Here is a 25,379-nt window from a genome sequence, read left to right on the forward strand (position 1 = left end):
GCCTTTTCGGATTCGCACCATTCGCCCGCGGGATTGCACGGGCGGGCGGCGTCCGGCCCCCTCCCGCCACCGCCCGTGACCGGCCCATTCGCGGCCCCGCCCGGCACGGCGGTCCGAAAGGGGGTTGCGGACGCCCCCGTTCGAGGGCCGGGAGCCGTCGGGCGCGCGGCCGGGCCGGCGGGAGCGCGCCCGTCGGCGGAAGCGCGCCGCGCGCCCCGGGAGGCGGCGCGCGACGCGCGGCGCCGCGCCCCCGGCGGCCGTTCGCGCCGGGGGCGGCGGCGCGGTGTCAGCCCTCGCGCCCGGGGCGGGGGCCGCGCGGGACGTCCATGTTCAGGACCTCCCACAGGTGGCCGTCGGGGTCGTGGAAGCTCCAGCCGTACACCCCGGAGATCTCCTCGGGGTCGTTGGCGGGGCTGCCGCCCGAGGCCAGCGCCGCGTTCACGATGCGGTCGACCTCGGCGCGGCTGTCGACCGTCACCGCGAGGATCGCCTCGGCGGTGGTGGCGCTGTCGGCGATGCCCTTCTTGGTGAACGCCGAGAAGTAGGCGGGCCGCAGCAGCATGACGTAGGCGTTGTCACCGATGACCAGGCAGGCGCCGTTGTCGTCGGTGAGGGCGGGGTTGAAGCCGAACCCCAGCTCGGTGAAGAACGCCACCGAGCGGTCGAGGTCGGCGACGGCCAGGTTCACGATCAGCGACGCGGTCATGGCGGGACGCTAGCAGCGGGCCCGGCGGCCGGTCCCCCGCCGCTGGGCCGCCGTGTCACCTCGGCTGCGGGGCGCGGGCGCGGTCGGCCGCCCAGGAGCGGAAGTCGCGCGCCTTGCGCCCGACGACCTGCTCGAACACCGGGGTGGGGGTGTCGGGGTTGGTGAGCATGGCCGCCTGCCCCGCCAGGATCGACTCGCTCAGTTCGCGCGGGTAGCCGGCCGCCACCATGCGCTCCACCGCCTCCTCCTCGGTGAGGATGCGGATGCGGACCGGCACGCCCAGCGTCTCGGCGATGGCGCGGGCCTGCTCCTCCTGCGTCAGCGCCTCGGGACCGGTGATCTCGTAGGCGGCGCCGCTGTGCCCGTCCTCCACGAGCGCGCGCACCGCCACCTCGGCGATGTCGGCCTCGTGGATGAGCGCGCGGGTCAGCCCGGGATGGGCCATCGCCACCTCGCCGGTGTCGCGCAGCTCCTCGAACCAGGGGGCCACGTTGGCGGCGAACCCGCCGGGCCGCACGAAGGTCCAGTCGGCGCCGGACTCCCGCAGCAGGCGCTCGATCATCTGGTGCGAGGCCATGACTCCCTCGGCCTCCTCCCCGGAGCCGGTGTCGGGCACGCCCCGCGCCGACAGGTAGACCACCCGCCGGCCGCCCTCCGCCAGCAGCGGCACGGTCCGGTCGGCCGCGTGGTCGGCCCTCAGGGTGGGCCACAGCAGGAACACCGCGCCCGCGCCGGCCAGGGCCGGGCGCACGCTCTCGGGGTCGGCCAGGTCGCCGGTGACGACCTCCACCCCCTCGGGGAACACGGCGCGCGCGGGGTCGCGCGTCAGCACCCGCACCGGCCGGCCCTCCTCCAGCAGCCGGCGCACCACGTGCCGTCCGACGTTGCCGGTCGCGCCGGTCACCAGGATCCGCTCGGTCTTGGCCATCGCCGTTCCCACTCCATCGTCCTCGGTTCATCAGGGGGCGGCGCGCCGGGACCGGGGCCCCTCCGCGCGCCGCCCTCCGATCATGCGACCTCAAGCGGACTTGAGGTCAACCCGCGGCGCGGGACCGCCGCGTCCTGGCCGCCCGCAGGCCGCGCGCGGCCAGGACGGCCAGGCAGGCCAGGGCGCTGACCATCAGCCACGTCCACGCCACCGGGGCGAGGTAGAACAGGTGGGTCCAGGCCAGGTCCCGGCCCGCCGCCAGCGGCGCGATCAGCCGGTTGACCCCCGCGGCCACGCCCACCACCGCCGCGTAGGGCAGCAGCCGCAGGACCGTGGCCCACGCCGGGCGGCCGCGCCGGGCCTCCACCCACGCGCCCGCACGGCGCACGCCGCGCACGCCCAGGGCCGCCGCGGCCACCGCCAGCGCCCCGGTCACCAGGTCCACGGCCAGCAGGGCGGTCGAGGAGGGGCCCGGCGGCTCTTCGCCCTCGGCCAGGGCGATCAGCCCGGCCGTGATGGCCTGGGCGTCGTTGCGCCCCAGACCGGTGTTGGCCATGACCGCGATCCCGTAGCCGCTTTCGGGCAGCAGCGCCTGGTAGGCGGTGTAGGTGAACTGGATGCCGCCGTGCTCCACCAGCGGGTTGCCGGCGCCGGTCTCGGCCACCTCCCAGCCCAGGCCGTGGGTGTCGTCGGGGACGCCGGCGGCGGGGGTGTGGGTGGCCGCGATCCCCTCGGCCGACAGCACGCTCTCGCCCTCGGGCCCGCGGCCCCCGTTGTTCTGCGCGATGAGCCAGGCGGCCATGTCGTCGGCGGTGCTGACCATGCCGCCGGCGCCGTTGTAGAAGCTCGTGGGCTCGGTGACGGCGAAGGGGACCCCGAAGGCCGCGATGTGGCCGGTGGGCGTACCCGCCTCGAACACCTCGGCCGCGGTGTCGACGGTGACGGTGTCGTCCATCCCCAGCGGCGTGTAGACGTGCTCGTCCAGGTAGTCGGCGAACGGCTGCCCGGACACCTCCTCCACCAGGCGCGCGGCGACGTGGAAGTTGGGGTTGTGGTAGGAGAACCGGGCGCCGGGTTCGGCGGTCATCTCGGCGGCGCGCAGCCGCTCCACGGCGCCGCGCAGGGAGTTGGGCGCGGGCTCGCTCTTCTCGTGGAAGCCGCGGTCGGACATGCCGGAGGTGTGGGTGAGCAGCTGCCGGACGGTGATGTCGGAGCCGCGCGGGTCGGCGGTGGCGAACTCCGGCAGGTAGTCGGTGACCCGCCGGTCCAGCTCCACCCGGCCCTCCTCCACCAGCCGCATGACGGCCAGCGCGGTGAACGCCTTGCTCACCGAGGCCAGCCCCATGGGGGTGCGGGCGGTCATCGGCGCGCCGGTGGAGTCGGTGCCGTAGCCGGCGGTGACCACCACCTCGTCGCCGCGGGTCACCGCGACCGATGCGCCCGGCAGCGCGGCCGAGTCGAGGTAGTCGGCCATGTAGGCGTCCACGGCCTCGGCGGTCAGGCCGCCTGCCGGGCCCCCGGATCCGCCGGGGGCGTCCGCGGCGAGGGCGGGCGCGACGGGCGCGGCGGTGAGGGCCGCGGCGGTGAGCAGGGTGATCAGGGCGGGGGCACGGCGGCGCGGCGCGCGGCCACAACCCGTAGTCAGGGAAGCGAACACGCGGGACATCCTGCGCCTTCGCACCCCCGCGCGCCCATCGGGCCCACCGCACACCCGGCTGTGGATTTCCCCAGGTCGCGGGCTGGGGCCTCTTGCTCCCCACCCGGGCGGCCCGGTCGGCCCGACCGAGCGCCCGAGGCGCCGCGCCGCTGTCGAACCGTTTTTCCCTCGGCTTTTGGCAAATGCACGGATACATCGGCGCCCACCCCGCGCAAGGAAAATGGAGAACCGCGAATTCCAGGCGGGCAACCAGCGCAAACCCCTAGGATGACGAGCACCGGATCAGCAATTCGGCATCCCCTGAGAATCGGTCGCGCGTACCCCTTTTCCAACCGCGGCCGAACACTATTGCGGCCGCCCGGATACAGCGATCACCGGCCGGGGAACCCCTCTCCCGCGCGCGCCCGCTCCCCGGGTCGGCCGCCGCCTGCCCGAAAGGACGTCCATGCACCTCTGGCCCGCACAGGGCCGGCCCGCCCGGCCCGCTCAGCCCGGTCGGCTCCGCCGACCCGCGTCCCCGTCCGCCGCCCGCACCCCTCGCGCGCGCCACCGGCGGTGGACATGCGCACGGTAGCCGTGGTGGGGGCCGGGATCCTCGGCGCGTCGGCCGCCTGGAACCTGGCCCGGCTGGGCGCCCGCGTGATCGTGCTGGAGCGGGCCTCCGCACCGGCCATGGGCACCAGCGCCACCTCGTTCTGCCGCGTCTCGCCGTTCGGCCACCCCCCGGGCTCCTACTTCGAACTGAACCGCGCCGGGCTGACCGAGCACCACCGGCTGCGCGCCGAGGGCGTGCCCGGGTTCCACCCGTGCGCCACGCTGGTGTGGCGGGCCGACCCCGACCGGCTGCGCGCCGAGATCACGGCCGCGCGCGGGCACGGCTACGCGGTGTCCTGCCCGCCCACGGCGCAGATCGCCGCCTTCTCCGTCACCCCGTCGCGGCGCCCGGCGCTGGTGGCCTACCTCCCGGAGGAGGGCTGGGCCGACCTCCCGGTGATGGCGCAGTGGATGCTGGAGCGGGCGCGCCGCCACGGCGCCGACGTCCGCTTCCACGCCGTGGTCTCGGGCGTGCGCCTCGGCGGCGACGGCGCCGTGCGCGGGGTGGACCTGGAATCGGGCGCGCGGGTGGCGGCCGATGTCGTGCTCAACGCCGCCGGCGCCCAGGGCGACCGCGTGGCCCGGATGGCGGGGGGCCCGCTGCCGCTGGCGCCCACCTCCGGGCTGCTGGTGGAACTGCCGCTGCGCGGGTCGATCCCGCTGATGCTGGTGACACCGCGGGTGAGCGTGCGGCCCACCGGCCCCGACTCCGTGCAGGCCCACTCCGACGCGGTCGACGCGCGGCTGGAGACCGCGCCGCTGACCCGCCTGGTGGCCGACCTCACCGCGCGGGCGGCGGCCCTGGTGCCGGGACTGGCCGGCGCCCGGCCGCTGGCGGTGCGGGTGGGCGTGCGCGCCCGCCCGGCCGACCGCTACTCCAGCGTGGGGTTCCTGGCCACCGTGCCCGGCTACTACGAGGCCGTCACCCACAGCGGCGCCACGCTGGGGCCGCTGCTGGGCCGGCTCGCCGCCGAGGAGATCACCCGGGGAGTGCGCTCGCCGCTGCTGGCGCCCTACTCCCCCGACCGCTTCCTGGCCGCCTCGCCGGCCTCGCGCTGAGCCGCGCCGCCCGCGCCCGTCTCCGGGCCGGGCGCGGGCGGCCCGCTCAGAAGTCCTCGGTGGTGAAGTCGGCCAGCGGCCGGGGATGCGGGCCCTCGGCGGTGCCGGGGTAGAGCGCGAAGCGGGCGTGGCCGCCGTCGCCGGCGTAGCGGATCTCCAGGAGGAGGTCGGCGGCGCCGTCGCCGGTGTAGTCGCGCAGGGCCGCCACCTCCCAGGAGTCCGGGGAGTCCGGGCCGTCGGCGGGCAGCCGCAGGTCGACTCCGACACCCCGGGCGACGCCCTCGGGGCCGCCGGGCAGGACGGCGGTGCGCCTGGTGCCGCCGCGGGTGTCCATGGGGACCACGGCATCGTCGTAGCCGTCGCCGGTGGCGTCGGCGACCAGCAGGGTGCCGCCGAACCCGTCGGCGTCCCTTGCCGCGCCGGGCACGCCCGGGGTGGCGCGGGTGATCCGCACGGGCTCGCCGCGGGCGAAACCCTCGGCGCCGGAGTAGACGTCCACGTAGCCGGGGTGCAGCTCGGGGTCGGCCTCCCCCAACTCGTTCTCGTTGTTGGGCACGCCGTGGGCGCCGATCAGCAGGTCGGCGGCGCCGTCGCCGTCGACGTCGCCGGTGGCCACCTCGTGGCCCGTCGGCGTTGTGCCCGCCTCCTCGGCCGAGGGGCCGGCGCCCTCGGTTGAGAGCAGCACGGTGTGGGCGACGGGGGATTCGTCGGCGGAGGTCTCCAGCAGCAGGTCGGCGGCCGCGTCGCCGTTGGCGTCGATAGCCGCGACGCGGTCGGACAGCCCCTGCTCCAGCGCGTCGGCCGGCAGCGGCAGGTCGTCGACGGCGGCCGGCGCGCCCGAGCGGTCGAAGGGGCCGCGCAGGAGGGCGCTGTCGAGGCGGTCGGGGTCGGTGTCGACGCGGAGTTCGACCATGGCGACGTCGACCGCGCCGTCGCCGTCGAAGTCGGCGACCGCCGCGACGGGGCCGTCGGCGTCGGAGGGGGAGTCGGCGAGCGCGCCCTCAAGGGGCGCGGCCGGGCCCTCGGGCCCCTCGGGGCCGCCCCACAGGACGGGGCCGTCGCCGCCCAGGAGCATGTCGGTGAACCCGTCGGCGTCGAGGTCGCCGGTCGCGGCGACCCCGAGGGGCGCGGGGTGGCCGTTGTCCTGCCGCTCCGCGGGCAGGCCCAGGTCGGCGCGGGTGAAGACGGCGCGGCGGGCGGGGTCCAGGCCGGTCTCGCCGCCGAAGACGACGGCCACGTAGGGCTCGCCGACGAAGGGCTCTCCGCGCTGGCCCGCCAGGACGAGGTCGGAGTAGCCGTCGCCGTTGACGTCGACCGGTGTCTCGGCACCGAGCCCCGGGGTGTCGCCGGGGGCGGGCGTGGCGGAGACGGGGCCGGGCGTGCCGTCGCCCGAGGGCGGCGCGGCGGGGCCGGACCCGGTGTCGGAGGCCGTGCCGCCGCCCGCACCGCCGCAGGCGGTGAGCGCCAGCAGCACGCCGGCGGCGGCTGCTGCGAGGGCACGAGTAGGGCCTCGGGGGCGCGGGGGGTGGATGGCGGCCTCCAGGATCGGGGGACGCTGATGGGATGCCCGCCGTTCGCCTCCGGTTTACCGATACGGGTCTCGGTCCGGACACGACCGGGCGCGGCCGGAGTCCGCGGTGCGCTGCCCGCCCGGCCCCGGGGCCGGGGACCGGCGCCGATAGGCTGGACCTATGGGCGCGCGGCCCGGGCGCGGACGACCCCGGGGTCGCGGCCGGACCGCGAAGCGGGGGGCGAAGGCGGATGGACGCGCGCCAACTGGAGTACTTCCTGGCGATCGTGGACCACGGGGGGTTCAACCGGGCCGCCGAGCGGCTGCACGTCGCCCAGCCCTCGCTGTCGCAGGCCATCCAGCGGCTGGAGCGGGAGCTGGGCGTCCCGCTGTTCCACCGCACGGGCCGCCGGGTGCGGCCCACCGCCGCCGGGCGGGCGATGGTGGAGCCGGCGCGGCAGGTGCTGCGCGGGCTCGACGCCACGCGCGCCAGCGTGGAGTCGGTCAAGGGCCTGCTGTCGGGGCGGGTCGACATCGCGGTGATGCCCTCGCAGGCGGTGGAGCCGCTGACCACCATCGTCACCCGGTTCACCGACCGCTTCCCCGGCGTGACCGTGGACGTCACGCCGGTGTTCACCCCGCCCGAGGCCGTGGAGCTGCTGCGCGAGGGCGCCTGCGAGCTGGCCCTGGTGGGCACCGGCGAGCAGGTGCGCGCCGCCGGCGTGCGGGAGCACCCCGTCGACACCCAGCGGTTCATCCTGGTGGCGCCGCCCGGCCAGGACTTCGGCGGCGCGCGGGCCGTGGGCTGGCACGACCTCGACGGCCTGCGGGTGATCGCCGCGCCGCACGGCAGCCGCATGCGCCACCTGGTCGACCGCATGCTCGCCGCGGGCGTGGACCTGCGCGTCGCCGTGGTGGCCGGGCACCGCGAGGCGATGCTGCCGCTGGTGCTCAACGGCGCGGGGGTGGCCGTGATGACGGAGTCCTGGACCCGCACGGCCCGCAGCGGCGGCGCCCACGTGCTCGACCTGGAGCCGCCCACCTGGATCCGGATCTCCCTGCTCCACCGCGACGCCCCGCTCACCCCGGCGGCGGCGGCGTTTCGCGCCACGGCCCTGGCCTCGGCCCGCAGCGCCCACCGGGCCTGAGCGCCGCCGGCGGGCGCGGCCCGCCATAGGCGGCGCCTATCCACAGGATCGCCAAAGCCAGTTGGACACCCCGCGCGCCGGTCGCGTTGGATGATTTCCAGGCGCCGCCGCGGCCCGCACCGCCTCCCGCCCGCCCACCGCCCTGTCCGCACCCCGCCACCACGGGAGACCCGCATGCGCATTACCCGGATCACCTACGGTGAGGCGCCGATCGCCTCGCGTATCGCCAACGCCGTCATCGACTTCTCCCGCATGACGGTCTCGATCGTCGCCGTGCACACCGACCTCGTCGTCGACGGCGAACCCGTCGTCGGCTACGGCTTCCACTCCAACGGCCGCTACGCCCAGTCGGGCATCCTGTCCACCCGCGTCCTGCCGCGCGTGCGCGAGGCCGCGCCCGACCGCCTCCTCGACCCCGACACCGGCGTGATCGACCCCGTGGCGGTGCGCGCGGTGGCCATGGAGAACGAGAAGCCCGGCGGCCACGGCGACCGCGCCGTCGCGGTGGGCACCCTCGACATGGCCATGTGGGACCTCGCCGCCAAGGCCGAGGGCGTGCCCCTGTACCGGCTGCTGCACCGCCGCTTCGGCACCGGGCCCGAGCCCGACCCGTCGGTGTGGGTGTACGCGGCGGGCGGCTACTACCACCCCGAAAAGCCGATCGAGGGGCTGCGCGACGAGATCCGCGGCTACCTCGACCTCGGCTACCGCGACGTCAAGATCAAGATCGGCGGCGCGCCCCTGGCCGAGGACCTGCGCCGGATCGAGGCCGTCCTCGACCTCCTCCCGCCGGACTCCCGGCTGGCGGTGGACGCCAACGGCCGCTTCGACCTCCCCACCGCCCTGGAGTACGGCCGCGCCCTCGGCGCCTACGACCTGATGTGGTACGAGGAGCCGGTGGACCCCCTCGACTACCTCGGCCACGCCGTCCTCGCCGAGGAGTACCCCGGCGCCCTGGCCACCGGCGAGAACCTGTTCTCCGCCGCCGACGTCCGCAACCTCCGCCGCCACGCCGGCCTGCGCCCGGGCACCGACATCCTGCAGATGGACCCCTCGCTCAGCTACGGCGTGGCCGAGTACGACTCCATGCTCCGCGACCTCGCCCAGGCCGGCTGGTCCCCGCGGCAGGTCTGCCCGCACGGCGGCAACCAGATCAACCTCGCCATGGCCGCCGCCTTCGGGTTCGGCGGCTGCGAGTCCTACCCGGAGGTCTTCCAGCCCTTCGGCGGCTTCGCCGACACCACCCCCGTCCGCGACGGCCGCGTCCCCCTCCCCGACGCCCCGGGCCTGGGCGTCGAACTCAAACCCGCCCTCCACACCCTCCTGCGCGAGCACCTCCACTAGACGGGCACGGCTACACCGCCGCCCTCGGGCGCTCGGGCGAGGAAGGGGGGGCGGCTGCGCGATGGTGCGGGGTGGTGGCCGCGGGGTGGCGGGGGCGGCGGTGCTGGGCGCCCCGCACCATCAGGCGGTTGCGCCATTCTTCCGGGGTTGTGGGGGTGTCGCGCAGCCGGGTGGGCAGGCGGCCGGCGGCGGGCGGGCCGCCCAGGTGCAGGCCGCGGCGGCGGGGGACCTCCGCGAGCCGGTCGCCCCGGGGGGTCCAGGGCGCCCGGTGCACCACGCCGGCGGCCTCCGCCCGCAGGGGCGTCGGCTCCCCGGTCTCCACGTTCCACAGCCGCAGGGCGCCGTCCTGGGAGGCCACGATCAGGCGGGCCGGGTCGGGGGTCCACAGCACCCTGCTCGCGGCGCCCCCCTCCTCGCCCAGGGCGCGCTTGAGCGCGCCCGTCTCCGCGTCCCAGACCCGGGCCGCGCCGTCGCGGGTGGCGGTGGCGATCAGCCGCCCGTCGGGCGACCACGCCAGGCTGCGCACCGCCTCCCCTCGGCGGCCCAGCGCGAAGCGCGCGTGGTGCAGCGCCAACACCGTCACCAGCGCCCGCCGCTCGGCAGGGCGCAGCGGGAACCCGCTCAGTGCCGCGAGCGGCAGCAGCACCGGCGAGTCCGCCCGCGACTCGGCGGCGCGCTCGGCGAACCGCCTGATCCCCTCGGCCATCCGCCGGCGGATCTCCTCGTCGCGCCGCTGCGAGGCTCCCACGAACGCCGCGAGCTCAGGGGTGGCCTCCCCGGCCTCCCGCAGCCGGGGCAGCCACTCCTGGGCCAGGCGCAGCCGCTCGCCGGTGAGCAGGCGGTCGAGGCCGCGGCCGCCGCGCTCCCACTCCGCGCGCCGGTGCTCCAGTTCGGCGCGTACGCGCCGGCGCTCCCGGTGCGCCGCGATCTCCTGCCGCAGCGGTGCCCACGCGTGCACCAGGGCGTCGTGGGCCACGCGCACCGTCGCCTCGCCGCCGCCGGAGTCGGAGACGAGCAGGCGGGCCGACACGAACGCGTCGACCACCCGGCGCTGCCGCCGGTCGAGCGACCGCGCGGCCACGGTGCGCGCGTCGGCGCCGTCGGCCGCGCCGGCCCCGCCTGCTGTGTCGCCCGCGAACAGCAGCAGGGTCCGCAGCACGTCCCGGGTGCCGACCGCCTCCCGCAGGCGCGCGGCGGCCAGGTCGGCCTGGCGGACGGCGGCGCCGCCGACTCCGCCCAGGGCCGCGTAGTCCCGCAGGTCGGCATAATCGCGCTCGCGCGCGCGGGAATGGAGTTCGCGCAGCAGGTGGACCAGCAGCGGAACGGCGTCGCCCCTTCGGGTGTCGGCGACAATCCGGTCGACCAGGCCCGGCGCGAACCGAAAACCCGCAGCGTCGGCCGGGCGCTTCACCACATCGAACAGGCGTGCCCGTTGCAGTTCCGTGAGCAAAACAGGCTGGGCGAACAGCCCGGTGCGGTCGGCCCTGCGCATATCGCTGAGGAACTCCGCCCGCAGCGCCGCCAGGACGTGCAATTTCCGGTCGCGGCGCAGCGCCTCGGCCACGCATTCGAGAAAGTATTCGCGGTCGCGTTCGCGGCCGCGCGTGACGGTTTCCTCCAGTTGGTCGACCACCAGCAGGACGCGCCCGGCCCACGGCCCCGACGCGCGCCGGTACCTCGCCAGCGTGGCCGCGAACTCCTCCGCGCCGCCGCGCAGCCTCCGGGCCACGGGGTCGGGCGCCTCGCCCAGCGCGGGCGCCAGCGAAGAGGCCAGCGCGGCGAACGGGTCGTCGCCCGGGACGACAGGAGGCGGCACCGTCCACCGGCCGGCGCGGACGCGCGGGAGCACGCCGGCCCTGATCAGGGAGGACTTGCCGCTCCCGGAGGCACCCACCACGGCGACGAAGCGCTCGGCGGGCTCGGCCGCGGGCCGCAGCAGGCGGTGCACCACCTGCGCGGTCTCCTCCTCGCGGCCGAAGTACACTGCGGCCTCGTTCTCCTGGAACGCGTCCAGCCCGGGGTACGGGCGGTCGCCGGCGGTGTCCTCGCGCGCTCCGCGCCGGGCGCGCCGCCTCCCGCCGTGAGCGACGAAATGCATCAGCACCAGCACGAAGAGGAGTACGACCAGCGTGTTAAAGGCGATCTGCTCCAGCACGTTGAGCGGGAATGGCGCCGCATTGCCGTCCAACGTGCCGGGCGTGATCAGCCCCAGCAGAGCCACCACGGCCACCAGGGAAAACTGAAGCGGCGTCGGGAGCCCCTGCCGATTTCGCACGCGGCCTCCGCTCATTCGGTATCGGTGAATCCGAATCCTGCCCCAAGGCGAGCGATTTTAGGCGGCGGCGGAACGGCGATGCGGCGGCTTGCCACATTCGGCCAGGCCACCGCGGGCGGTTTCATATTTCCGGCGAAGTTGATCAACGTGTCAATACACCGAATTGATGAGATGTCTGTGAGAGGAAGGATGCAGATGCGCGCAGTGTGGCGGGCGGTGTTGGGAGCCGGGTTCGTGGCCGCGGCGGTCGCCGGGTGCGGCGGCGGAGCCGACGGGGGCGACAGCGGCGGCGGAGGCGGGGCTTCCTCGCCCGCTGAAGCGCCCGCGGAGTCCGCCCCGGCGGCCGAGGCCCCGATGGACGGGGTGTGGGAGTCGATCGTCGACGACGGCGAGATCGCCACGCTGCACGTGGTCGGCGAGGAGGTCGCCACCACCGGGCCGCTCACGTGCCCGGGCACCCTCACCCCGGGGGCGGACGGCACCACCGCCACGATCGAACTCGACTGCGACCCGCCCAGCGAGGGCCGGGAGCGCGGCGAGGTCGAACTGGACGGCGACCACCTCGTCATCAGCTGGGAGGGGCCGGAGTGGGGCGGCTACATCGACAGCTTCACCCTGACCGGTGAGGAGCCCGACCTCGGCGTCGCCGAGGGCTGAGCCCCGCCTCCGCGCTCGTCGCCGGACCCCCCGAAGCCCCGGGCGGCACCGCCGCCCGGGGCTCTTCCGTGCCCTTCCCCGGTCCCGCGCGCCGCCCGCCCGGGCCCCGCACCGCGCCGCGCCGCCCAGCCCCGGCGCGGCGCGGTGACGCGAAAGTCCCGATCCTCGGGAACTCCCGTGGCCTTCGGTGCGACCTGTGGCGTGGACAAGGACCGGACCAGGGAGGAAGCATGCGAAGGCTCACGAGTGCCGCGGCCGCGGCGGCGGTGCTGGTGGCGGTGGCCGCCGGGCCCGCCCACGCGCACGAGACCCTGATTTCGTCGTCTCCCGACGACGGCGGGCGCCCGGCCGAGTCGCCCGAGGAGATCACGCTGACCTTCAGCGGCGACATCATGGACCTCGGCGCCGCGGTCGTCGTGCTGGCGCCCGACGGCGAGCCGGTCCCCACCGGGGCGGTCTCCGTCGACGGCCCCGAGGCGGTCGTCCCCCTCTCCGCCGAACTGGAGGCGGGCGGCCACGCCGTGCGCTGGAAGGTGGTCTCCGGCGACGGCCACCCCATCAGCGGGTCCTTCACCTTCACCGTCGGCCGGGGCGGTCCGCCCCCGCCCGACCCGCAGACCGGCGCGTCCGCCGACGCGCCCTCCCCGGGCCCCGGCGCGGCCGCCCCCGAGCAGGCGGGGGCACCCGCCCCCGCCCTGCGCGCCGCGGGCATCGCCGCGGTCGGCGCGGCCGCGGGTCTTGCCGCCTACGCGCTGCTGGTGCGGTCGCGCCGCCGGCGGCGGCGGTGACCGGCCCGGCCGCGCCGCCCCCGCTCCCCCATCACCACCTCTCACCACCGAAAGGGCACCACCATGGCCAGTCCCATGCGCACCCTCCTGTTCGCCGCCGCCTGCCTGGCGGCCGGCGCGGCCCTTACCGGCTGCGGCGGCACCGGCGCGGCGGCCGCCCCCGAGGCGAGCCCGCCGGCGCAGGCCCAGGCCGTCACCGTCGAGGACGCCTGGGTCAAGGCCGTCCCCGCCGAGGACGGCATGACCGCCCTGTTCGGGGTCCTGGTCAACGACGCCGGCCAGGAGGCCCACCTGGTCGCCGCCTCCACCTCCGTGGCCGGCACGGTGGAGCTGCACGAGGTCGTCACCGGCGAGGACGGCACCCCGGTGATGCGCCCGAAGGAGGGCGGGTTCGTGATCGGCGCCGACGGCCGGCACCCCCTGGAGCCGGGCGCCGACCACATCATGCTCATGGAGCTGGGCGAGGACCTCGAACCGGGCGAGGAGGTCGAGGTGGAACTGGAGTTCGCCGACGGCTCCACCACCGAGGTCTCCGCGCCGGTCAAGGACTTCGCGGGCGGCGAGGAGAACTACGAGGGCGGCGGCTCCGGCGGCGGCGCGCACGGCCACGGCGAGACGGACGGCTCGGAGGACCACGGCTGATGTCCGACCGCGCTGACGCCGCCGGCCCCTCGCGCCGGCACCTCCTGCTCGGCGGGGCCGCCGCCGGCGCGGGGGCGGCCGCCCTGATCGGAGCGGACGCGCTCCTGCGCGCCGCGGGCGGCGGCGAGCCCGCCGCCGCCCCGGCACCGCCCTTCGGCACGCGCACCGTCGCGTTCCACGGCCGCCACCAGGCCGGGATCGCCACGCCGCCGCAGGCCCACGCCCGGTTCATCGCCTTCGACCTCGACGGAGGGGCCGACCGCGACGCCGTCCGCCGCCTGCTGCGGCTGCTGTCGGACGACGCGGCCCGCCTCACCGCCGGCGAGGCGGCGCTGGCCGACACCGAACCCGAACTGGCGCACGACCCCGCCGGTCTGACCGTCACCTTCGGCTTCGGCCCGGGCCTGGTCGAGCGCGTGGACCCCGCGGCGGTGCCGGAGTGGCTGGGGCCGCTGCCCGAGTTCGGCCACGACCGGCTGCGCGAGCGGTGGTGCGGCGGCGACCTGCTGCTCCAGATCTGCGCCGACGACCCGGTCAGCGTCTCCCACGCCGCGCGCATGCTGACCAAGGACACCCGCGCCTTCGCCCGGGTCCGCTGGGTCCAGGAGGGGTTCCGCCGGGCGCGCGGCGCCCAGCCCGAGGGCACCACGATGCGCAACCTCATGGGGCAGGTCGACGGCACCACCAATCCGGAGCCCGGCACGGAGGACTTCGCCGGCCTCGTGTGGAACCGGGGCGAGGGCGGCGCGGCGTGGCTGCGGCACGGCAGCGCGCTGGTCGTCCGCCGCATCGCCATGGACCTGGAGGGGTGGGACCGCCTCGATCGGCCGGGCCGCGAGGAGGCGGTCGGCCGGCGGCTGTCCGACGGCGCACCGCTGACCGGCGGGGCCGAGCACGACGAGCCCGACTTCGCGGCGGTGGGCGCACTGGGGTTCCCGGTCATTCCGGAGTACGCCCACATCCGCCGGGCGCGGTCGGCCGACCCGGCCGAGCGGATCTTCCGCCGCGCCTACAACTACGAGGACGCCGAGGGCGCGGGCCTGGTGTTCGCCGCGTTCCAGGCCGACGTCGACCGGCAGTTCACGCCCATCCAGCGCCGGCTCGACGAACTCGACCTGCTCAACGAGTGGGTCACCGCGATCGGCTCCGCGGTGTTCGCCGTGCCGCCGGGCTGCGGCCCGGACGGCTTCATCGGCGAGACGCTGTTCGGCTGAGCACCGCGCGCCGGAGGGGTCCCGCCCGGCCGCCGCGTGCGGCGGCCGGGCGGCCCGCGCGGGCGGCGCCGAGACGGGAGGGCGGCGCGGACTCAGTCGGCGGGCCCGCGCGCGCCGCGCGCCCCGCGGCCTTGGGCGGCGACCTCGCGGAGCACGGCCACGGCCGTGCGCGCCGCCGGGGTGTGCTCGACCGCGTCGTGCACCACCGCGTAGATCGACCGGACGGGGGTGGGGCGGACCAGGCGGACGCACGTGACACCGCCGGGCGGGTGCGCCGCGCCGATCGAGGGCAGCACGGTGAGGCCGATCCCGGCCTGGACGAACGCCAGCGCGGTGGGGTAGTCGTGCGCCTCGACGTGGAAGCTCGGGCTGAAGCCCGCCGCCGTGCACGACTCCATGAGGTTGGCCCGGCACCAGCCGCGGGCGAAGTCGTTGTCGATCCACCGGTCCTCGGCCAGTTCGGCGAGTTCGACCTCGTCCCGGCCCGCGAGCCGGTGGCCGCGCGGCAGCGCCGCCACATAGGGGTCGTCGAGGAGGTGGTGGGCGGTGAACCCGGTGCCCGGGTCGAACCCGGTCCGGGCCACGACCACCTGCACGTCGGCGCGCTCCTCGGGGGAGTCGGGGATGTGCTCGCTCAGGGAGAGGTTGAGCCGCACGCCCGGCAGGTCGGTGTCCAGCCGCCGGACCACGTGCGGCATCCACGCCGAGCCGACCGACGCGAAGTAGGCGATGGACAGCGAGCCCGTGCGGCCCGAGCGGAGGTCGGCCACCAGCGACTCCGCCTCGCCCAGGCGGGCGAGCACCCGGTCGGCCTCGGCCGCCAGCGCGTGGGCGGCGGCGGTGGGGCGCAGCCCGCGTCCGGCGCGCGCGAAGAGGGTGAGGCCCGTCTCGCGCTGGAGGGCGGTGAGGTGCTGGCTGACGGCGGAGGGCGTGTAGCCGAGGTTGGCGGCGGCCGACTGGACCGATCCGGACGCCACGACGGAGCGGAACACCTGGAGGCGGTGGACGTCGAGCATGTCGCGACCATACAGCAGGACTGAACGGTCGTGAAGAAAGAGTCGCTGGTACTGAATCCGCGCGGGCGCCACAATCGCAGTCATGACACGTCCGCAGAGCCTTGAGATCCCCGAGTCCGGCGGCCTGGAGAGCGCCGCCGCCCCGCCCGCCGCCCCCGCCGCCTCGCGCCCGGCCGCCGGGGGCGGGGCCGCGCGCCCGCCGGCCTGGACGCTCGTCCTGGCCGCCGGGACCACCGTGCTGCTGTGGGCCTCGGCGTTCGTCGGGATCCGCTCCGCCGGGCACGACTTCTCCCCCGGCGCCATGGCGCTGGGCCGTATGGCGGCGGCCTCCCTGGCGCTGAGCCTGTTCGTCGCGGTCGCCGCGGCCGCGCGGCGGCGGGCCGCCGCGCGGCCGGCCGAGGCGGCGCCCCCGGCGCCCGCCCGCGGCCTGCCCCGGGGCGGGCTGCTGGGCCTCGTGGCGTTCTGGGGCGTCGTGTGGTTCGGCGGGTACAACGTGGCGCTCAACGCCGCCGAGCGGCTGGTGGACGCCGGGACGGCGGCGCTGCTGGTGTCGACCGCGCCCATCCTCGTCGCGGTGGCCGCCGTGCTGGTGCTGGGCGAGCGCTTGAGCGCCCGGCTCGGCGCCGGGGTCGCCATCGCGTTCGCCGGTGTCGCGCTGATCGCCGCCACCGGGTTCACCGGGCACGTCGACGCCGCCGGCGTGGGGCTGGCGGTGCTGGCCGCCGTGCTCTACGCCTCGGCCGTGCTCCTCCAGAAGCGCCTGCTGGCCCGCGTCGAGGCGGCGACGATGACGTGGATCGGCGCCCTGGCCGGCACCGCGGCCCTGCTGCCGTTCCTGCCCGTCCTGCTGGACGAACTCGCCGCGGCGCCGGCGGGGTCCGTGGCGGCAGTGCTCTACCTGGGCGTCTTCCCGACGGCGGTCGGCTTCCTCAGCTGGGGCTACGTGCTGTCCCACTGGACCGCGGGCCGCACCACCGCCGCGACTTACCTGTCGCCGCCGGTCACCGTTGGCCTGTCCTGGCTCCTGCTGGGCGAGGTGCCCACCGCGCTCGCGCTGGCGGGCGGCGTGCTCTGCCTGGCCGGTGTCATCCTGGCCACGCGCCGCTGACGCGGACCGGCCCGGCCGTCCGCCGGGCCGGTCCCGCGCGGGGGCCCGGCGTCGGCGGCGTCGTCGGCCGGGCGCCTCCGGCGCGGCCAGCCCGCCGCAGGGGCCCGCCTCCCCGCCCGCGCTCGCGCGCGGCGGCTCAGGCGCCCTGGGCGCGGGTGTGGGCGACGAGCGCGGTGGCGTGTCCGTGGCCCAGCCCGTGCTCGGCCTTGAGCCAGGCGACCAGTTCGCCGTGCCTGGTCAGGGGCGCGGCGCGGATGAGGTCGGTCCACTCCTGGACAGGACGGCCGTACTTCTTCTCGATCGCCGGGAAGTAGCTGGTGGGGCCCTTCTCGTGTGCGGGCATGCCGGTCTCCTCATCAGGTGGGGGCATCGCGGTGGGGGCGGGTGGGGGCGGTGGACGGCGGTCAGCGTCCGGAGGCGGGCAGCAGGCGGGCGGCGACCGCGGTGAGCCAGAGCAGCCCCAGGCCGGCGCCGGCCGTGAAGGCGGGCACGGCGACCGCCGAGGCGGCGAACCCCGCCACCACCGCCGCGGGCACCAGCCGCGTGGCCCGTGCCCAGCCGCGCAGGCCCCGGGCCGCGAAGTGCCGGGCCAGCACCACGAACGCCGCGCACAGGGCGAGGTAGCCGACCATGCCGCCGAGCATGTGGACGGCCCCGGGAAGGCTCATCGCGGCCGCCGGTCCGGTGGGGGTCCCCGGCGGGAACCCGGCACCCGGGTCGGCCGGGAACACCCCCGCGACCAGGAACGACACCCCGAACACCCCGACCAGCCGGGGCGCCCAGCGCCCGCCGGGGCCCGCCCCCAGCGCCCGGCGGATCCCCACCGCGCCCGCGATGACCAGCAGGCCGGTGGCCAGGAACGCCGTGACCTGGATCCAGCCGAGGTCGCCGAGGCTGAGCTGGCTGAGCGCGTTGCGGGAGAGGTCGAAGCCGTCGCGGGTGAGGGCCTGGGCCAGGCCCGCGCCCAGGAACAGCGGGCCGGCCGCGATACCGGCGGCCAGGAGGGCGCGTGTCGCGGGCCGCGCGGGCGCGGCGGCGGCCGGGGACGCGGCGGGGGCCGCGGGCGCGGCGGTGGTCGTCGCAGTCATGGTCTGCTTCCTCGATCGTGGCGGGCCGCGCGGCGGCGCGGGCGGTGGCCGGAGTGGTGGCGGAGGGCGGGAGGCGGCGGCGGTGCCGTGCGGGGCCGCCGTCTCCGTTCCTGTTGCGAAGCAAGCTTGTCTTTTGCAAGTAAGCTTTGTCAAACGAAGCTTGGGATAGGATCTGGACCATGGCGGCTCGTGAGTACGGACAGTTCTGCGGCCTGGCCCGCGCGTTGGAGACGGTCGGTGAGCGGTGGACCCTGCTGATCGTGCGCAACCTGCTCAGCGGCGCGCAGCGCTACACCGACCTGCGCACGGGCCTGCCCGCCATCCCCACCAACATCCTGTCGGCGCGCCTCAAGCAACTGGAGGAGTCCGGTCTGGTCCTCCGCCGCGCCCTGCCCCGCCCCGAGCGCGCCGTCGTCTACGAACTCACCGACCACGGCCGCGACCTGGAGCCGGCGCTGATCGCCCTGGGCCGCTGGGGCGCGCGGACCATGTCCGAGCCCCGCCCCGGCGAGGTCGTCACCCCGGAGTCGGTCGCCATGGCGTTCCGCACCTCCTTCCGCCCCGAGGCGGCCCGCGGCGTGACCGCCGGCTACGAGGTCCGCATGGGCTTCACCCTCCGGGTGGACGTCACCGAGGGGGCGCTGGCGGTGGGGATCGGCCCCCATCCCGCTCCCGACCTCGTCATCGAGCGGGGCCCCGAGGACGGGCTGCGCCGGCTGCTGACCGGCGCCGCCTCCCCCGACCAGGCCCTCGCCCAGGGCGACGTGCGGGTACAGGGGGACCCCGCTCTGCTGCGGCGGTTCACCGAACTGTTCCGCCTGTAAACGGCGGGGCGCCTCCCTGCGGCGGTCGCGACCGCCGGGGCCCGCCGCCGGCGGCGCGCGGAGCCGGTTCGCCTTCGCGGTGGAGGCCGTGCCCACCGGGTTCGAGGCGGCCCCGCGCCTGTTCCCCACCTCGCGGCGCCCCGCCCATCGACGACGCCGGCAATTCAGATGTCGCCAACATCTGGATTATGTGCGTATCCTGATTGCGCCACCGAGGGAAGGAGCGTGATGGTCCGACTGACACGCGCCCAGCAGCAGGCGCGCACCCGGGCCGCCGTGCTGGCGGCGGCGCGCGAGGAGTTCGTGGAGTACGGCTACGCGTCGGCCAAGGTCGACCGGATCGCCGAACGGGCGGAGTTGACCCGCGGCGCGGTGTACTCCAACTTCCCCGGCAAGCGGGCGCTGTACCTGGCGGTGCTGGCGGACCTGGTCGAGAAGGCGGCCCCCGCCGCGTCCCGGGGGGCGCCCGGCGTCCCGGACGCCCCCCCGGCCGACGCCGCGGAGGCGCTCGGCGCGTTCGCCCGCGCCTGGCTGGAGCGGCTGCCGCTGGTCGACGACACCGCCGCGGGGGGCCGCCTGCACCTGCGCTCCCTGGTGGGTGTGGTGGACGACGAACCCGGGCGCACCGTGCTCGCGCAGGTCGCGCGGCTGGAGGCGCTGCTGCTCGGGCTGGGGCTGGAGGCGTGCGGGCCGCCCGGCGGCGAATCGGCCGGCCCCCCGGCGCGCCGCGTGCGGCTGGCCGAACTCGCCCTGACCCTGCTGGGCGGCGCGGGTTTCCTGGCCGAGACGGCGCCGGGCTTCGGGGACCCCTTCGACCGCGCCCGCGCCTGCGCGCACCTGGCCGGCCTCGACCTCGCCGACACCTGGGCCCCCTCCCACCTGCCCTATGTCACGCCCGCGGCTCCGTGCCGGGACCCCTGGTCCCCACCGGAGGGCGCGGTGGACCACCTCACCGGCGACCCGGTCGACCTCGGCGCCGACGGCCTGGTGGCGGTGCTGGGCGCCCGGCGCCTGGGCGCGGCCGAGGAGGCCGTCCGCGCGGCGCGGCGGGGCGACCAGGCGACCGTCGTCGTGGTCACCGGCGATCCGGCCGAGACCGGCGCCCTCGTCCGGCTCCGGGTGGCCGACCTCGCCGCGTGCCTGCGGCGGGTGTTCCCGCCGCGGACATGGCGGCCGCTGCGGCTGGTGGTGGACGACACCGCCGGGGTGGCCGCGGCCCTCGGCCTGCCCGGCGCCGACGACGACACCGAGGCGGCCGTGCGCGTCCACGCCGGCGTACTCGCCGCACGGGCCCAGGGGCGGGGCGCCGCCTACGCGGCCGCCACCGCCGCCACCGACCACTCCCCACGCTGACGGGAAACCACGATGAACCTGCCTTCCCCTCCCCCTCCCACCGCCGACGACCTGCTGGTCCTCCACGCCCTGCGCTGCGTCGGCCACTCCGCCGTCGCCCGCCTGGCCGCGGCCACCGGGCTGGACGAGGCCGCGGTGGAGTCCGCGCTGATCGACCTCGGGGTCGACGGCCTCGTCACGCGTTCGGCCGGGCCGTGGCCGGCGTGGGGGCTCACGGAGGCCGGGCGCGCCGCCGACGCCCGGCGCATCACCGGCGAACTGGAGGCGGCCGGGGCCCGCCCGGCCGTCCACGCGGCCTACGAGCGCTTCATGGTGCTCAATCCCGAACTCCTGGACCTGTGCACGGCCTGGCAACTGCGGACCGTCGACGGCGCGGCGGCCGTCAACGACCACGCCGACCCCGACTACGACGCCCGCGTCCTGGACCGGTTCGCCGGGCTGCACGGGCGCGCGGAGGCCGTCCTGGCCGACCTGGCCGCGGCGCTGCCCCGGTTCGGCCGCTACCGGACGCGGCTGTCCTTCGCCCTGGACCGGGCGCGGGCCGGCGACCCGGGGTACGTCGCCGACGACCTCGCGTCCTACCACACCGTGTGGGCCGAACTGCACGAGGACTTCCTGGCCACCCTGGGGATCCCCCGGTGAGGTGGGTGCGCCCGCTGTCGGCGCGCCTGGCCGAGCCGGCCGAGACCGTGGGCGCCAAGGCGCGCGGCCTGGTGGCCCTGCACCGCCTGGGGCTTCCGGTGCCCCCGGGGTTCGTGGTGACCACCGACGCCTGCCGGGCGTTCCTGCGCGAGGGGCGCCTGCCCGAGGGGCTCCGCGCCGAACTGGCGGCCGCCGCCGACGGCCTGGCCGCCGCGACGGGGCGGCGGTTCGGCGCGGCGGAGCGGCCGCTGGCCGTGTCGGTGCGCTCGGGGGCGAGCGTGTCGATGCCCGGCATGATGGACACCGTCCTCAACCTGGGCCTCACGGCCGAGGCCGCCGCGGGGCTGGCCGCCGAGACCGGCGACACGCGCTTCGCCCTGGAGTCGCGGCTGCGGTTCCTCATGTCCCTGTCCGCGGCGCTGACCTGCGCGGCACCGGCGATCGACGCGGCCGACGCACCTCACGCCGGGGCCGCCGGTGGCCCCGGCGCCGAATGCGACCGGCCGGCGCGCGCGATCGCCGCCGCCGAGGCGGAGCTGGAGCGGCGGTGCGGCCGCGCGGTCCTCCACGACGCCGCAATGCAGCTCGAACTCGCGGTCCAGGCCGTCTTCTCCTCGTGGGAGTCCGCCCGCGCGCGCACCTACCGCGAGCTGCACGGCATCCCCCACGACCTGGGCACCGCCGTGGTCGTCCAGGCGATGGTGTTCGGCAACCGCGACGGCCGCAGCGGCACCGGGGTGGCGTTCAGCCGCGACCCCACCACCGGCGAGGACACCCCCTACGGCGACGTCCTGTTCGGCCGCCAGGGCGAGGACGTGGTCTCCGGCCGCGTGCCGACCCCGCCGCTGCGCGCGCTGCGCGCGCGGGAGCCCGCGGTGTGGGCGGCGCTGACCGGCGCCCTGGCCCGGGTCGAGGGGCACTACCGCGACGCCTGCTACCTGGAGTTCACCTTCGAGTCCGGACGGCTGTGGCTGCTGCAGGCGCGGCCCGGCCGCCTCACCGGCGCCGCCGCCGTGCGCGTGGCGGCCGAGCTCGCCGATGCGGGGGTGATCACCCGCGAGGAGGCGCTGCTGCGGGTGGCGCCCGGGCAGCTGCGGCACGCCCGCACCCCGCGCATCGCCGCCCCCGCGCGGGCCGACGCCTTCGTGCGGGGGGTGGGCGCCTGCCCGGGGGTGGCCGCCGGCCGCGTCGCCACCACGGCGGAGGCGGCGGTGCGCATGGCCGCCGAGGGGCCGGTCATCCTGGTGCGCCCCGAGACCTCACCGCACGACATGCGCGGCCTGGCCGCGGCGGCCGGGATCGTGACCGCGCGCGGCGGGACGGCCTCCCACGCGGCGGTGGTGGCGCGGTCCCTGGGCAGACCCGCCGTCGTGGGCGCCGCGGGCCTTGCCGTCGACCCCGCCGGGGCCGCGGTCCGCGCCGGCGGGCGCGCCCTCGCCGAGGGCGCCCTGGTGACGATCGACGGCACCGGCGGCGAGGTCGTGGCCGGCAGCCCGCCGGTCACCGCCGGCACCGCCGACGCGCACCTGGACCGCCTTCTCTCTTGGGCCGACGAGGTGTCGGGCGACCACTCGGCGCGCGCGGAGGCCCGCCGCCTGGCCGACGCGCACGCCGTCCTGCGCGGGGGCGGCGCGGGCTGAGAAGGCTGCCGGGCCGCGGCCCGGGGGCGGCGCCCGTCAGGGCCGCACCCCCGGGCCGAACCCCGTCCAGCGCAGGTCGGCGGGCAGATGGCCCATGTCGTTGTAGAGCAGAAGAGCGGGCGCCGCGCCGTCGCGGTACTCGATCGCGGTCAGGGCGGTGTTGCCGCAGCCCAGTTCCAGCCAGCGCTCCACCGGCGCCCCGAGCGCGTGGCGCACCAGCCACGCCACCTGGTAGGCGTGCGTGACCAGGACCTCGAAGGCCTCGGCGGGGGCGGGGCAGGCGAACCGCTCGACCAGGGCGTCGGCGCGGCGCCGGCCGTCGTCGGCCTCGGCGCGGTCGTAGCCGTCGAAGAACCCGGCCCAGGCGGGCGGCGGGTCCTCGGGCACGTGCGGCACGTGGTCGAGGAGTTCGTCGGCCGCGCGCACGGGAACGCCCGGCAGGCGCGCGCCGATGATGTGCGCGCAGCGCTCCGCCCGGGGCAGGGGCGAGTGCCACACCGCGTCCACCGGCAGCCGCGCGAGGCGGTCCGCCAGCAGCTCCGACTGCCGCGCCCCCGCCTCGGTCAGCTCGCCGAAGGGGTCCGCCGCGCCGTGCCTCACCACGTACAGGTGCCGCGTGGCCATCGCCGCCCACTTTCCAATGCCGAGAGAATCCGAATGATCTCATCATCCTAAACCGGGAGCGCCGCGCGGGTCGAGGCCGGGCCGCCGCCCGCACGCCGGGTGGCGCGCGTCACTCGGGCGCCCCTGTCACAGGGCGCGGGAGCCCGGTGTCTGGTGGCCGGAAGCCGACAACGAGAGAACGGATGCGGCAATGAGCAAGGTCTGGTTCGTCACCGGTTCGTCCCGCGGCCTGGGCCGCGCCTTCGTGGAGGCCGCGCTGTCCCGCGGCGACAGGGTGGCCGCGGCCGCCCGCGACACCGCCTCATTGGACGCGCTCGTCGCCGCCTACGGCGACGCGGTGCTCCCCGTCGAACTGGACGTCACCGACAGGACCGCCGCCTTCACGGGCGTGCGGCGGGCCGCCGAGCACTTCGGCCGGCTCGACGTCGTGGTCAACAACGCCGGATACGCCCAGATCGGCGCGGTCGAGGAGCTGTCCGAGCGCGAACTGCGCGACCAGTTCGAGACCAACCTGTTCGGGGCCGTCTGGGTGGTCCAGGCCGCACTCCCCCACCTGCGCGAGCAGGGCTCGGGCCACATCGTCCAGCTGTCCTCCATCGCCGGGCTCATCGCGATGCCGCTCGGCGGGGCCTACCAGGCCTCCAAGTGGGCCCTGGAGGCCCTCAACGAGACCCTGGCCCGCGAGGTCGCCGGATTCGGCGTCAAGGTGACCGTGATCGAGCCCGCCGGATTCGCCACCCGCGGCGGCAAGAACCCCGACCCGCTCGACAACGGCCACATGGCGCAACTCCACCCCGCCTACGACGACCTGCGCAAGAGCCTGGCCGGCGCCATGTCCGGCGCGCCCGCCGGCGACCCGGCCGCCGCGGCCCGCACGCTGCTCACGATCGTCGACTCCCCCGAGCCGCCGCTGCGGGTGCTCTTCGGCAAGGGCTTCTACCCGATGATCCGGCAGGTCTACGCGGACCGGCTGAAGACCTGGGACGACACCCAGCACCTGTCGCTGGCCGCCCACGGCGACACCGACGGTGGGAACGGCGGGAACTGAGCCGCCCCGCCCCCGGCCGGGCGCCGGTACCGGGGCCGGCCCCGCCGCGCGGGCCGGGCCCCCGGTACGGTAGGCCACGCGCGCCCCGGCCGGTACGGGGGCACGGGGCGGCGCGGCGCCGCGCGGACGCGCCGAGGAGGTCCAGTCGTGGGGCGGTCGCTGAGCATCGCCGTGGCGCAGCCCGGGTGCACGCCCTACGACGTGCGGGCCAACGCGGCCGCCCACGCCGAGGCGGTACTGGCCGCCGGGGCGCGGGTGGTGGTGTTCCCCGAGATGTCGCTGACGGGGTACCACCTGGACGCGCCCGTGGTCCCGCCCGACGACCCGCGGCTGGACCCCGTGGTCGCCGCCTGCGCCCGCACCCAATCCCTCGCACTGGTGGGCGCGCCCGTGCCCGGGCCGCACATCGGGGTCCTGGCGGTCGACGGAACCGGCGCGCGGACGGCCTACGCGAAGGTCCACCCGCACGGCGCCGAGACCGAGCGCTTCCTGCCCGGCGAGCCGGCCGTGGTCGAGGTGGACGGTTGGCGCCTGGGGCTCGCCGTCTGCCGCGACACCGGGGTCCCCGAGCACGCGGCGCGCACCGCGGCGCTGGGCATGGACGGCTACGTGGCCGGGGTCGTCCACACCGACCGCGAGGCCGGGCTGCACGCCGAGCGCGCCCGCCGGGTCGCCGCCGCCCACGGCGTGTGGGTGGCCACCGCCGCCTTCGCGGGGCCGACCGGCGGCGGCTTCGACCGCACCTCGGGCCGCTCGGGGGTCTGGTCCCCCGATGGCGGCCTCCTCGCCGAGGCGGGGGCCCGGCCCGGCGAGATCGCCCGGGCGGTCCTCACCGCGTGACCGCGTGCTCCGGCGCGCTGGGGCGCGGCGGAGACCGTGCGGGCCGGACACCGCGCACCCGCGCCCGCATCCGCGTCCGCATCGGGTGGACGGGGTCCCCGCGGAGGCGGCCGGGGTGAGTTGGTGGCGTTCGGGGGATGCGGATACCGTGCCGCCATGGCGAGCGACGGTCTCACAGACCTTGAACAGGCGGCCTGGGCGGGGTTCCTGGTGACCCACGACCGGCTGTGGCGGGCGCTGGCCGAGAGGCTCGCCTCGCTGAACGTCAGCATGGCCGAGTACAGCGTGCTGAGCCTGCTGCACGAGGCCGGACCCGCGGGCCTGCGCATGTCCATCCTGGCCCAGCGCCACCTGATGTCCAGCGGCGGGTTCACCCGGCTCGCCGACCGCCTCCAGCGCCGCGGGCTGATCGAACGCCGGCGGTCGACCATCGACGGCCGCGGCTTCGACGTCACCCTGACCCCGAGCGGGCGGGCCCTGATCCGCCGGGCGCGCCGCCGCCACCACAGCGACCTGCGCGAGCTCTTCTTCAGCCGGCTCGACGACGACCACCTGCGCAACCTCGCCGAGGTCTGGGAGCGGCTGGACCCCGAGGCCGGCGCCGAGGACGGACCCGGCGACGACGCCGAACCCGCGCCCGCGGGCAAGGCGGCGTCCTCCCGGGCCTAGGTCCT

24 protein-coding genes are annotated in these 25,379 nt (G+C 77.0%); 15 read left to right on the forward strand and 9 right to left on the reverse strand.

Annotated features, from left to right (window positions below):
* Positions 1-286: 286 nt before the first annotated feature.
* The 3 genes from HNR12_RS09515 to HNR12_RS29130 all read right to left on the reverse strand — a co-directional run bounded on the left by HNR12_RS09515 (position 287) and on the right by HNR12_RS29130 (position 3,291).
* Positions 287-706 (reverse strand): VOC family protein, encoded by a 420-nt coding sequence (locus HNR12_RS09515; RefSeq protein WP_179767148.1) that lies wholly within the window; start codon positions 704-706, stop codon positions 287-289.
* Between the two features lie 55 nt (positions 707-761).
* The gene (locus tag HNR12_RS09520) at positions 762-1,634 is read right to left on the reverse strand and encodes an SDR family oxidoreductase (RefSeq protein WP_179767149.1); all 873 of its coding nucleotides are present in this window, start codon (positions 1,632-1,634) and stop codon (positions 762-764) included.
* 106 nt (positions 1,635-1,740) lie between these two features.
* Entirely contained in the window at positions 1,741-3,291 is a 1,551-nt protein-coding gene (locus HNR12_RS29130) for a serine hydrolase domain-containing protein (protein WP_338119746.1), read from the reverse strand.
* A 561-nt stretch (positions 3,292-3,852) separates the two neighbouring features.
* Here HNR12_RS29130 and HNR12_RS09530 point away from each other — a divergent pair.
* Positions 3,853-4,944, forward strand: coding sequence for an NAD(P)/FAD-dependent oxidoreductase (locus HNR12_RS09530; protein WP_179767151.1), 1,092 nt, complete (start codon positions 3,853-3,855; stop codon positions 4,942-4,944).
* 46 nt (positions 4,945-4,990) lie between these two features.
* Here the strand turns inward: HNR12_RS09530 and HNR12_RS09535 are convergent, their stop codons facing one another.
* Positions 4,991-6,418: a VCBS repeat-containing protein gene (locus tag HNR12_RS09535; RefSeq protein WP_308118767.1), complete on the reverse strand. Its 1,428-nt coding sequence runs from the start codon at positions 6,416-6,418 to the stop codon at positions 4,991-4,993.
* 287 nt (positions 6,419-6,705) lie between these two features.
* Here HNR12_RS09535 and HNR12_RS09540 point away from each other — a divergent pair, with 287 nt between their 5' ends.
* Complete coding sequence (locus tag HNR12_RS09540) at positions 6,706-7,602, forward strand: LysR family transcriptional regulator (protein WP_179767152.1); 897 nt, start codon at positions 6,706-6,708, stop codon at positions 7,600-7,602.
* A 174-nt stretch (positions 7,603-7,776) separates the two neighbouring features.
* Entirely contained in the window at positions 7,777-8,946 is a 1,170-nt protein-coding gene (locus HNR12_RS09545; RefSeq protein ID WP_179767153.1) for an enolase C-terminal domain-like protein, read from the forward strand.
* A gap of 10 nt (positions 8,947-8,956) precedes the next feature.
* Here the strand turns inward: HNR12_RS09545 and HNR12_RS09550 are convergent, their stop codons facing one another.
* Positions 8,957-11,176 (reverse strand): AAA family ATPase, encoded by a 2,220-nt coding sequence (locus HNR12_RS09550; protein ID WP_179767154.1) that lies wholly within the window; start codon positions 11,174-11,176, stop codon positions 8,957-8,959.
* A 234-nt stretch (positions 11,177-11,410) separates the two neighbouring features.
* Here HNR12_RS09550 and HNR12_RS09555 point away from each other — a divergent pair, with 234 nt between their 5' ends.
* The 4 genes from HNR12_RS09555 (at position 11,411) to HNR12_RS09570 (ending at position 14,522) form a co-directional block, all read left to right on the forward strand.
* Positions 11,411-11,878, forward strand: a complete 468-nt coding sequence (locus HNR12_RS09555) for a hypothetical protein (protein WP_179767155.1) — start codon at positions 11,411-11,413, stop codon at positions 11,876-11,878.
* 230 nt (positions 11,879-12,108) lie between these two features.
* On the forward strand, positions 12,109-12,666 hold the full coding sequence (locus HNR12_RS09560; protein WP_179767156.1) for a copper resistance CopC family protein: 558 nt from the start codon (positions 12,109-12,111) through the stop codon (positions 12,664-12,666).
* Positions 12,667-12,729: 63 nt separating this feature from the next.
* Complete coding sequence (locus tag HNR12_RS09565; RefSeq protein ID WP_179767157.1) at positions 12,730-13,308, forward strand: copper chaperone PCu(A)C; 579 nt, start codon at positions 12,730-12,732, stop codon at positions 13,306-13,308.
* On the forward strand, positions 13,308-14,522 hold the full coding sequence (locus HNR12_RS09570) for a Dyp-type peroxidase (RefSeq protein ID WP_179767158.1): 1,215 nt from the start codon (positions 13,308-13,310) through the stop codon (positions 14,520-14,522). Before HNR12_RS09565 ends, HNR12_RS09570 begins: the two co-directional genes overlap by 1 nt.
* 92 nt (positions 14,523-14,614) lie before the next feature.
* Here the strand turns inward: HNR12_RS09570 and HNR12_RS09575 are convergent, their stop codons facing one another.
* Positions 14,615-15,538 carry a LysR family transcriptional regulator gene (locus HNR12_RS09575; protein WP_179767159.1) on the reverse strand — a complete coding sequence of 308 codons (924 nt, stop codon included), beginning with the start codon at positions 15,536-15,538 and terminating at the stop codon, positions 14,615-14,617.
* Between the two features lie 82 nt (positions 15,539-15,620).
* Here HNR12_RS09575 and HNR12_RS09580 point away from each other — a divergent pair, with 82 nt between their 5' ends.
* Entirely contained in the window at positions 15,621-16,646 is a 1,026-nt protein-coding gene (locus HNR12_RS09580) for a DMT family transporter (RefSeq protein WP_179767160.1), read from the forward strand.
* A 136-nt stretch (positions 16,647-16,782) separates the two neighbouring features.
* On the opposite strand, the gene HNR12_RS09585 is transcribed toward HNR12_RS09580, so the two are convergent.
* Both HNR12_RS09585 and HNR12_RS09590 read right to left on the reverse strand, forming a co-directional pair.
* A complete protein-coding gene (locus HNR12_RS09585; protein WP_179767161.1) occupies positions 16,783-16,989 on the reverse strand; it encodes a DUF4287 domain-containing protein in 207 nt (68 codons plus the stop codon).
* 61 nt (positions 16,990-17,050) lie between these two features.
* Complete coding sequence (locus HNR12_RS09590) at positions 17,051-17,734, reverse strand: DUF998 domain-containing protein (RefSeq protein ID WP_179767162.1); 684 nt, start codon at positions 17,732-17,734, stop codon at positions 17,051-17,053.
* Between the two features lie 179 nt (positions 17,735-17,913).
* Here HNR12_RS09590 and HNR12_RS09595 point away from each other — a divergent pair, with 179 nt between their 5' ends.
* From HNR12_RS09595 to HNR12_RS09610, 4 genes are all read left to right on the forward strand, one after another.
* Positions 17,914-18,558 carry a winged helix-turn-helix transcriptional regulator gene (locus HNR12_RS09595; protein WP_179767163.1) on the forward strand — a complete coding sequence of 215 codons (645 nt, stop codon included), beginning with the start codon at positions 17,914-17,916 and terminating at the stop codon, positions 18,556-18,558.
* 228 nt (positions 18,559-18,786) lie between these two features.
* The gene (locus tag HNR12_RS09600) at positions 18,787-19,911 is read left to right on the forward strand and encodes a TetR/AcrR family transcriptional regulator (protein WP_179767164.1); all 1,125 of its coding nucleotides are present in this window, start codon (positions 18,787-18,789) and stop codon (positions 19,909-19,911) included.
* 12 nt (positions 19,912-19,923) lie between these two features.
* The gene (locus HNR12_RS09605; protein WP_179767165.1) at positions 19,924-20,553 is read left to right on the forward strand and encodes a transcriptional regulator; all 630 of its coding nucleotides are present in this window, start codon (positions 19,924-19,926) and stop codon (positions 20,551-20,553) included.
* Complete coding sequence (locus tag HNR12_RS09610; protein WP_179767166.1) at positions 20,550-22,193, forward strand: pyruvate, phosphate dikinase; 1,644 nt, start codon at positions 20,550-20,552, stop codon at positions 22,191-22,193. Before HNR12_RS09605 ends, HNR12_RS09610 begins: the two co-directional genes overlap by 4 nt.
* A 36-nt stretch (positions 22,194-22,229) precedes the next feature.
* Here HNR12_RS09610 and HNR12_RS09615 read toward each other — a convergent pair whose 3' ends face one another.
* Positions 22,230-22,817 (reverse strand): histidine phosphatase family protein, encoded by a 588-nt coding sequence (locus HNR12_RS09615; RefSeq protein WP_179767167.1) that lies wholly within the window; start codon positions 22,815-22,817, stop codon positions 22,230-22,232.
* A gap of 190 nt (positions 22,818-23,007) precedes the next feature.
* Between HNR12_RS09615 and HNR12_RS09620 the strand changes: the two genes are divergently transcribed.
* The 3 genes from HNR12_RS09620 to HNR12_RS09630 all read left to right on the forward strand — a co-directional run bounded on the left by HNR12_RS09620 (position 23,008) and on the right by HNR12_RS09630 (position 25,374).
* Positions 23,008-23,865, forward strand: a complete 858-nt coding sequence (locus tag HNR12_RS09620; protein ID WP_179767168.1) for an SDR family NAD(P)-dependent oxidoreductase — start codon at positions 23,008-23,010, stop codon at positions 23,863-23,865.
* Between the two features lie 147 nt (positions 23,866-24,012).
* Positions 24,013-24,705 (forward strand): carbon-nitrogen hydrolase family protein, encoded by a 693-nt coding sequence (locus HNR12_RS09625; protein ID WP_179767169.1) that lies wholly within the window; start codon positions 24,013-24,015, stop codon positions 24,703-24,705.
* Positions 24,706-24,861: 156 nt separating this feature from the next.
* Positions 24,862-25,374 carry a MarR family winged helix-turn-helix transcriptional regulator gene (locus HNR12_RS09630; RefSeq protein WP_179767170.1) on the forward strand — a complete coding sequence of 171 codons (513 nt, stop codon included), beginning with the start codon at positions 24,862-24,864 and terminating at the stop codon, positions 25,372-25,374.
* The last annotated feature ends 5 nt before the right edge of the window (positions 25,375-25,379 follow it).

Source organism: Streptomonospora nanhaiensis, assembly GCF_013410565.1.
GTDB lineage: Bacteria > Actinomycetota > Actinomycetes > Streptosporangiales > Streptosporangiaceae > Streptomonospora > Streptomonospora nanhaiensis.